We start from the raw sequence: 1,234 nt of genomic DNA, 5'->3' as shown, positions 1-1,234 counted from the left end.
GGATAAAAATACCTATTATGAAACTGTAAAAAATATGGCTATTGAAAATGTGCTAAATAAATACTGTACCGAACAAGACCCTGCTCGCCCAGCACTAAAAAAATTGTTAGAAGATTTGCTTGATTGGTTCATGCTTTCTGAGCGTGAAATATATCTTTCAAAAAATGATAATGACAAAGGTAATGGATTTTATGATAGAAAACTTGCAACACCTATAGGCAACCTCGAAATATCTGTTCCAAGAACTCGAGAAGGTAGTTTCAGACCTCATATCCTTCCTAAACCATATAAAAGAATTGACCAATCCTATACAGAACTTCTTATGTCTTTGGTTATTAACGGTTATTCCGAAACAGCACTTCTAAATACTCTCAAAAGCCTTAATTTGCCGTATTCTGAAGATGAACTTACTAAAATCAAGAATAATCTCAAAAACGAATTAGATCTTTTTAAACAAAGAGAGTTGCCTCAAGAAGCATTTGCTCTAATAATAGACGCATATCATTGTGAAATTAAAGATTCTTCAAAGGTTAAAAAGGCTGCGTGTTATATCATCCTTGGAATTGATATGGATGGCAAAAAAGACATCTTTGGCATATACACCTTCTTTGGTAAAGAAAACAGAGCAGATTGGAATAAAGTCTTTGAAGATTTAATAAATCGCGGCCTTAAAAAAGTTTTGATAGTTGTAAGTGATGATTTCCCTGGCATAATTGAAACAATTAAAGCTGTATATCCATATGCCGACCATCAACTTTGTCTTGTCCATCTTCAAAGAAATGTCAGAAAACACATGGATAAAACTAATGCATCAAACTTTAATAAAGAATTGGATAAGATTAAACTTGCTTCTTCTTTTGATGAGGCAATAGAAAAATTTGAGCAATTATGTAGCAAATTTAAAGAAAAATATCCCCGATTTATAAATAGTATCTCACAAAAATCAGGCTATTTCTTTGCTTTTACGAAATACCCTGATGAAGTAAGAAAACATATTTATAGCACAAATGCCGTTGAAAGTGTTAACAGCCTAATTGAAAAGATTAGAATAAAATCGGGTGGATACTTTAACTCAGTGGATATTTTAGAAATCAATATATACCTACAACGCGAAAATCTAAAGCAAACCAAATGGAAAAAACCTGTCCCAATGATAAAGGCTCACATTTATGATATTCACCAACTTTTCCAGTTACGCTACTTTACCCAGACACAAAATTCTTGACAAGTCTCT

1 protein-coding gene is annotated in these 1,234 nt (G+C 32.3%); it reads left to right on the top strand.

From position 1 onward, the window contains the following. On the top strand, positions 1-1,225 hold a 1,225-nt coding region (locus tag ACAG39_12415; GenBank protein ID MEZ0538024.1), incomplete at its 5' end, for an IS256 family transposase. Positions 1,226-1,234: the final 9 nt, after the last annotated feature.

The organism is Caldicellulosiruptoraceae bacterium PP1, assembly GCA_041320695.1.
Taxonomy (GTDB): Bacteria; Bacillota; Thermoanaerobacteria; order Caldicellulosiruptorales; family Caldicellulosiruptoraceae; genus JBGGOQ01.
This window is presented reverse-complemented; position numbering and strand designations above follow the sequence as displayed.